The sequence below is a fragment of the Chamaesiphon sp. OTE_75_metabat_556 genome (assembly GCF_031378165.1).
Taxonomy (GTDB): Bacteria; Cyanobacteriota; Cyanobacteriia; order Cyanobacteriales; family Chamaesiphonaceae; genus Chamaesiphon.
This window is the reverse complement of record NZ_JANNDR010000003.1, coordinates 1-6,066: the sequence shown is the minus strand read 5'-3', so window position 1 is coordinate 6,066 and position 6,066 is coordinate 1. Positions and strand designations below refer to the sequence as shown.

Below are 6,066 nucleotides of genomic sequence, written 5' to 3'. Positions count from 1 at the left end.
CCCAACCATTACAATGGAGCGAATGGCTTGACTGTATCGCTTCCGTTGGTTATCCACTTAAACGACTTCCTTATCCAATATGGAAGTCAGAATTAATGAAGCAAGTTAAGGGTTCTCAGAATAACGAGTTATACTCTATTTCACCCATTTTTACTGATGATATAATTGAACAGTCAAAATTGCCACTATTTGATTGTAAAAATACAATAGATATGTTAAAGAATACATTGATTTATTGTCCTCCACTAGACTCTAAATTATTAAGTACTTACTTTGATTATTTCATCAAAAGTGGGTTTTTAAATCCTCCTCAGACAAACAAATATTGATAAGTAAAATGAACATAACACAAATGCTAGAAAATAATCGAGAACTGCTAAGAGATGTTCAGGGAAGTATAGAAAAACTTGATGGACGTAAAAGACGATTCTCTGCACAAATTCAAATCCCTTACTCTTCTAAGCAAGTCTGGCAGGTTTTAACAGACTATGAAGCTTTCCCTGAAGTATTTCCTAATTTAAAGAACATTCGGAGATTAGAGCATCCTACTGGTAATCTCCGACTGGAGCATACTATGTTAAAGCGATTCATGGGACTTGACTTTAAAGCATGTATGGTTCTTGATGTAGAAGAAATTGGTTCCAATGAGATTCGGGAGCATTTAGTTGAAGGTGACTTTAAGGAATTTTCTTCCTGCTGGCGATTAACTCCTATATCTACCTTATTAGAGCATGGTGGCGTAAATCTAGCTTATGAGCTAATCGTTTGTCCTAAAAATATTTATCCAGTTGCACTCGTTGAATATATGCTGTCCCAAGATGTTCCTACTAATCTTTTAGCTATAAGCCAACGAGTAAAAGCCTTATCTAGTATCAAGAATAGTCAAACTTCTTAATAATATTCCTCAGAGATATCGAGGGGTCATTTGCCCAAACCCTCGATAAATTACTGATTGATTAACTTTACGCTCTAAGTCTCGACATTTGAGATGCTCAACTGGAAATTTTAATAGAGGCAATCATCGCGATGAGTAATAGGAAATAGAGAATAAATAAGATTCAGCGTAAAAGTTTTAAATCATTAAATCCATAATTCTAACTGCTCATCATGAATACGATCATACACCTCAAGCAGAAGCCGATATTAATAGGGAGTATTATCGTCGCCATCTTAGTAAGTACGGGTCTGCTTGCATGGGGAATATTACAATCGATGCCTGTAAAAAGCCAAACTGCTATTGTCAGGGCAGCTCCACAATCATCCAAACAGATCGTAGCCTTGGGTAGATTTGAACCTGCGGGCGGAATCGTTAAATTATCTGCACCATTGGCTTTAGATAGAGATCGCATCAAAGAATTGCGAGTACAAGAAGGCTCTAAAATCCGCGCTGGTCAAATTATTGCTATATTAGATTCGGTCGATCGATTGCAAGCGACACTGATCCATGAACGGCAACAAGTCGCGACCGCATACGCTAAATTATCACAGATTAAAGCTGGTGCGAAATCGGGTGAAATTGTTGCCCAAAGAGCGACGATCTCGCGGACTCAAATTCAAATTGAGGGCGAAACAAATACTCAACAGAAAACAATTGATAAGATTAAGGCACAATCGGAGGGAGATCGAGCTGCCCAGCTAGAAACAATCGCTAGAATCAAAGCACAATGGGAGGGGGATCGAGCTGCTCAATCAGCATTGATCGGTAAATTCCAGGTCGAATTAGCAAATGCTCGATCGGAGTTAAATCGTTATCAACAATTAGCTCAACAAGGGGCTATTTCGCAATCATTATTAGATAGTAAAAAGTTAGCTGTTGCTAGTTTTGAGCAGCAACTACGGGAAGCTGAAGCGATTCGAGCAAGGATTGAGAATACTAGTAGCAAACAACTCAATGAGGCTCAGAAGGTACTAGCACGGATTCAGAGTACCAGTCGTCAGCAATTACAAGAAGCTGATGCTTTGCTCGCCAAAATTCAGGGTACAGGGAAAGGGCAAATTATCGAAGCCCAGGCAAATCTCACCCGCATCGCCGAAATTCGTCCGATCGATATCCGAGTAGCCCAATCTGAGGTACAAAGTGCAATTATTATACAAAACCGCGCTCAAACTGAACTAGAGCAAGCATATATTCGTACCCCCTCCGCAGGAGAAATTCTTAAAATTAATACTCGGATGGGCGAAAAAGTCACAGATAAAGGGATTGTCGATCTCGCTCAAACGGAAGCAATGATCGTCGTTGCTGAGATTTATCAGACTGACATCAATCTAGTAAGGCTTGGCCAAAAAGCCACTATTACTAGTAAAGCTTTTAGTGGCGAATTAAGTGGCGTAGTCGATCAGATTGGTTTGCAAGTAAATCGTCAAAATGTATTCAGTGATCGACCTGGTGAAAATCTCGATCGACGGGTAATTGAAGTAAAAATTAAACTTGACTCTGGTGATAGTAGACGTGTATCTAGCTTAACAAATTTACAAGTTCAAGTAGCTATTTCTAAATAACTATTAATATCAATTATCCACTAAAGTGAAACATATACCACTATCCTGGCTTCAATTAATCGAACATAAAAGTCGTCTAGCAATCGCAATTGCGGGTATTGCCTTTGCCGATCTGCTGATTTTCGTCCAACTAGGATTCCAAGATGCACTTTACGACTCAGCAATCGTACCCCATCAGAATTTAAAAGCAGATTTAGTGGTCATTAATCCCCAATTTCAGAGTTTGATTTTGGCTAAATCTTTTCAGCGAGATCGTCTATATCAAACTTTAGGATTTAATGGCGTAAAATCTGTTAATTCCCTATATATTGCGACCGGACAATGGCGTAATCCAACTACTAGGCTCGATCGTCCAATATTAGTCTGGGGTATCGATCCGACCCAGACAACTTTTACTTTTCCCGAAGTCCAGCAAAAATTAGCTAATATTAAATTTCTAAATCGAGTTCTATTTGATCGAGCTGGTCGTCCAGAATATGGAGATATTGATAAAGATTACCGAGAGAAAGGATCTTTTGAAGTCGAGGTAAATAGTAAGCTGCTTACTGTAGAAGGCACTTTTGCCAATGGGGCTTCTTTTGCTACTGATGGTAATGTAATTACTAGTGATTCTACCTTTTTGAATTTATTTCCAGATCGTAGAGGATCGAATATTGATGTTGGTTTGATCGTATTGCAGCATGGAGCAAATCATAAATCTATTCAGCAAGAGATTGCCGCAGCAATGCCAGATTTACGAGTATTAACCATCAATGAATTCGCAGCGGTAGAAAAAAATTATTGGGAGAGTCGAGGTGCAGTTGGATTTATTTTTACATTAGGAGTTATTGTTGGGTTTATCGTTGGAATCGTGATTGTTTACCAAATTCTCTATACAGAAGTCTCTGATCGATTACCGGAATATGCGACCCTCAAAGCAATGGGGTATGCCGATCGATACTTATTTACAATAGTTCTACAAGAAGCCTTAATCCTATCAATATTGGGATTTTTGCCTGGAATGGTTGCATCGATCGGATTATATCAAATTGCTCAATTGGCTACGCTCTTACCAATTGTGATGAAAGTTAATCGAGCCATTTTCGTACTGATTTTAACTATTTTAATGTGTGTGGGTTCCGGATCGATCGCGATGCGAAAACTCCAATCCGCTGATCCTGCGGACTTATTTTAAATTTAATAAAGATAAGGTGAAATACTATGCTCGATCTTGTCAACACAGGTTCTTGGTTGATTCGCAAGATATATCGTTCACGTCCTAGAGTCAGATTATTTTGTTTCCATTATGCAGGTGGAGGAGCTTCTATTTTTCAGTCTTGGTCACATAAATTACCCTCAGATATCGAAGTCTATGCCGTTCAACTACCAGGTAGAGAAACCCGTTTTGGCGAGCGACCTTTTACAAGTCTGTTACCGCTGGTCGATAAACTCTGTAGAGTTATCTATCCATACATCAACATCCCTTACGTTTTTTTTGGTCATAGTATGGGAGCATTGGTCAGCTTTGAGCTAGCTCAAACGATTTGTAAAAGATACGGGAAGAGTCCCGAGCACCTCTTTGTTTCTGGTCGTCTAGCGCCTCACCTCCAATCTTCAAAACCACAGATTCATCAACTACCGCCAGCCGAATTTTTAGAGGAAATTCGTTTACTTAACGGCACACCAGACTCAATCCTGAACAACAAGGAATTAATGGAATTAATCATACCCATCTTGCGTGCAGATTTTGCTGTCTGCGAGACCTATCAATATCAGCCATCAGAACCTCTCACTTGTCCAATTACAGTAATTGGGGGAAACCTAGATGAATCGGTAGATTTTCGTAGACTTCAATCATGGCAACAACACACAACTAATCATTGTTCACTACATATGCTCGATGGCGATCATTTTTTCGTTAATACCTGTCAATCAGAATTATTGAAAATCATTGTTAAATGTCACGAGGCTGATCTTAAATATCAAAACACTTGATATTTAACAGGGATTATTATTACTTGGGAGTCCCTTATCGATCGATTATATAATTACATTACGGAACCTTTCCGCTAACGGCTGCGTCATTTGCGTTCAGTTGCATTAGTCCTCTCCACCAATCTACTAAATGATCTTCTCTACTCGTCGAAATTCAATTATTTCTGGGGCCTTAATTTCTGTAGCGATTGCGACAACTCAACCAGTATTCGCTCAAATTAAGGCATCGGCTCAACCAGCAATCCAAAACAACTACAATCAAATTACTGCCGCCTTTGTCCGCAAGGATATTCAAGGGGCAACCGCACTATTTACGCCAGATTATGTGAGCATCGATCCTGAAGGAAAGCAGCAGAACTTAGCAGAGGTCCGCGAGCACTATAATAATTTATTCAAAAGATTTAATGTCAAACTAACCTCAAATAAAGCAACTATTAAAAATATTGATGTCAGTGCTGGCGGGATCGATATCGCGATGGAGCAAAAAACCGAAGGGACGATTGGTGGTTTTATTAAACTAGTCATCAATCAAACATCTCGCGATTTGTGGCTAGAAACACCGCAAGGATGGCGATTGAAGCAAACTAAAATCTTAACCAATCAAACAACTTTTAACGGCCGACCTTTTAAATTAAGGTAAGTAGCTAGGCGTAATTAAACAGCTAAACCACCGGATCGGATCGACATAGCACTTTCCAGTAATATGAGGTACAGTAACGAAATAAAGATGAATTATTACAATGAAACCATATTCTGTCGATTTGAAAGAAAAAGTGGTCAATGCTTATCAATCAGGAAATACTTCAGTTAGAAAGTTAGCTAAAGACTTTGGTGTTGGAAAAGTATTAAGTGTCAAGTGCTTTGGGTTCTTCCGAGCTTTTGGTGAAAGTTAACGATTCGGTAAAGCCGACGCTAGCGCGAACGCCAGATGCTAGAGAAAAAATGAGGTTGTCAGTAACATGACAAGATGACCACACAATTTCTCCAATGCCTACTCCCTGGTTTCAACCTGCTGCGGTTGGAATACAAGGAAATTGACACAGAAAACCATCACCTCACTTTGAATGTGTCCTCAACCCAAACATTAGTCCAGTGCCCACTGTTTGCCAATCCAACTACACGTATCCATAGCCGTTACGAACGAACGCTCCTAGACTTGCCCTGTGTCAACTACAGTTTGACCCTAGTAAAATTCACCCAACACTTAATGCCATGACTTTCGATCGTTGTCTACCAGTCAAGATTGTGTTAGCTGCGCTCGCGCTCGTCTCGATCGTCGGCTGTCTATCTGCTCCCGCCGGTGCTCAACCGACCCCACCAACACTAGAAACTACCCCATTACCACCGCAGCCAGAACCCCCATCACCACCACCTCAACTAAATAGCTACATGGGTTTCGGTGGTGTCATCGGAATTCAGGGTGGCACTACTTCGCTATCCCAAGGGACTTTTTCTGTGCTAGGTAAGTATGTTTTAACTAATAATTTAGCACTGCATAGTACTAGTACGATCTTTGGCAGTTCGGTTTCCTCCACTTCTCTCGATCTGACGTTTAATCAACCAATCGAAAGTGCCGATCTACCGATCGTGTTC

Annotated in this window: 7 protein-coding genes and 2 pseudogenes; all 9 read left to right on the top strand. The window is 40.1% G+C overall.

What is annotated here, in order from left to right; genetic code table 11:
• Nucleotides 1-329: pseudogene (locus RMO27_RS00110) on the top strand (hypothetical protein); the annotation flags it as partial.
• A gap of 8 nt (nucleotides 330-337) precedes the next feature.
• Nucleotides 338-895: an SRPBCC family protein gene (locus RMO27_RS00105; RefSeq protein ID WP_309727854.1), complete on the top strand. Its 558-nt coding sequence runs from the start codon at nucleotides 338-340 to the stop codon at nucleotides 893-895.
• A 212-nt stretch (nucleotides 896-1,107) separates the two neighbouring features.
• Nucleotides 1,108-2,499, top strand: a complete 1,392-nt coding sequence (locus RMO27_RS00100; RefSeq protein WP_309727852.1) for an efflux RND transporter periplasmic adaptor subunit — start codon at nucleotides 1,108-1,110, stop codon at nucleotides 2,497-2,499.
• Between the two features lie 25 nt (nucleotides 2,500-2,524).
• On the top strand, nucleotides 2,525-3,673 hold the full coding sequence (gene devC / locus RMO27_RS00095) for an ABC transporter permease DevC (protein ID WP_309727850.1): 1,149 nt from the start codon (nucleotides 2,525-2,527) through the stop codon (nucleotides 3,671-3,673).
• Between the two features lie 26 nt (nucleotides 3,674-3,699).
• Nucleotides 3,700-4,473, top strand: coding sequence for a thioesterase II family protein (locus tag RMO27_RS00090; RefSeq protein WP_309727848.1), 774 nt, complete (start codon nucleotides 3,700-3,702; stop codon nucleotides 4,471-4,473).
• 130 nt (nucleotides 4,474-4,603) lie between these two features.
• On the top strand, nucleotides 4,604-5,113 hold the full coding sequence (locus RMO27_RS00085; RefSeq protein ID WP_309727846.1) for a nuclear transport factor 2 family protein: 510 nt from the start codon (nucleotides 4,604-4,606) through the stop codon (nucleotides 5,111-5,113).
• Between the two features lie 100 nt (nucleotides 5,114-5,213).
• Complete coding sequence (locus RMO27_RS00080; protein ID WP_309727845.1) at nucleotides 5,214-5,366, top strand: hypothetical protein; 153 nt, start codon at nucleotides 5,214-5,216, stop codon at nucleotides 5,364-5,366.
• 74 nt (nucleotides 5,367-5,440) lie between these two features.
• Nucleotides 5,441-5,689, top strand: a complete 249-nt coding sequence (locus RMO27_RS00075; RefSeq protein WP_309727843.1) for a hypothetical protein — start codon at nucleotides 5,441-5,443, stop codon at nucleotides 5,687-5,689.
• Nucleotides 5,686-6,066: pseudogene (locus RMO27_RS00070) on the top strand (hypothetical protein); the annotation flags it as partial. The gene RMO27_RS00075 and the pseudogene RMO27_RS00070, both read left to right, overlap by 4 nt.